Source organism: Mesorhizobium sp. M8A.F.Ca.ET.207.01.1.1, assembly GCF_004794715.1.
In the GTDB taxonomy this organism is placed as follows: Bacteria; Pseudomonadota; Alphaproteobacteria; order Rhizobiales; family Rhizobiaceae; genus Mesorhizobium.
This window is the reverse complement of sequence record NZ_SRUS01000035.1, coordinates 1-1,187: the sequence shown is the minus strand read 5'-3', so window position 1 is coordinate 1,187 and position 1,187 is coordinate 1. Positions and strand designations below refer to the sequence as shown.

Annotated in this window: 1 protein-coding gene; it reads left to right on the top strand. The window is 61.4% G+C overall.

The annotated features are described in order from the left end of the window. Window positions 1-204 precede the first annotated feature (204 nt). The gene (locus tag EN850_RS33315; protein ID WP_136092918.1) at window positions 205-1,143 is read left to right on the top strand and encodes an IS110 family transposase; all 939 of its coding nucleotides are present in this window, start codon (window positions 205-207) and stop codon (window positions 1,141-1,143) included. The last annotated feature ends 44 nt before the right edge of the window (window positions 1,144-1,187 follow it).

The following is a 1,187-nucleotide window of genomic DNA, read 5'->3' as shown; positions in this document are numbered from 1 at the left end:
GCGCCGCCCCTTGTATCTGCACGAGATGATTTTTGTGCGATGGAAGCGACTGAGCCTCGGGCCGGATGGCCATCCGGCCCGAGGCTTGGCGAAGTCGCCCGCTGCCCCTCCGGCTACAACCGTCAATGAGCTTGGGATCTTCGCCTTTGTCACGCACGACCGAATAGTCGCTTGGCTCCAATCGCACGAACAAGGCAGGTTACCGTGAACAGTATTATTTGTGGAGTTGATGTTTCGAAAGATTGGCTGGACGCTCATATCCGGCCGGGTGCAGCGTTTGCTCGTTTCGCCAACGACGCGGCGGGGCTGGGCGAGCTGCTGGTGTTTTGCCGCAGCCATCGTATCGAGCTCGCGGTCATGGAGGCGACGGGCGGTTATGAGCGGTTGGCCTTTCTGTGGCTTTGGGAGAAGGGCCTGCCTTGCGGCATCGTCAATCCTCGCAGCGTGCGTCGCTTCGCCGAGGCAATGGGCACCTTCGAGAAGACCGATCGCATCGACGCGGCCGTGATCGCCCATTACGCGTCGATCAAGCAGATCGTGCCGACGGTGCCGCCCAGTGCCGCGCAGCAGCGACTGAAAGCCTTGGTTTCCAGGCTTTCCCAGGTCAGCGGCGACATCACCGTCAACAAGCAGCGCAAGAGCGCCACCACCGACGCCGAGACGCTGGCCAGTCTCTCCACGGTGCTGGCCTGCCTCAAGCGCGAGGAGAAGCGGCTGGCTGGCGAGGTGGCCTCGCTGATTGACGACGACCCGTTGTGGGCCAAGCTCGACAAGACATTCCGCTTCTTCAAGGGCCTGGCTGACCGCACCGTTGCCCGTCTGCTGGCGGAAGTGCCCGAGATCGGCATCGTCTCCAACAAGGCCATCGCCAAACTGGTGGGGCTCTCGCCCTTCGCCAACGATAGCGGCAAACGCGAGGGACCTCGTAATATTCGGGGCGGTCGCGCCGGCCCGCGTGGCATTCTCTTTATCATTGCCCGGCACGTCGCCAGGTACGATCCTCATCTGCAAGCTTTCGCCGAACGGTTGCAAAAGGCTGGCAAAACCAAAATGGTCATTCGCATGGCGCTGGCGCGAAAACTCCTCGTCATTCTCAATGCAAAAGCACGCGATGCGCGCATCGAGTTCGCCAATGCAACTTGACACCACAGATAGTCGCTCATTGCCCTGCCGGGCATTTCTCCCCG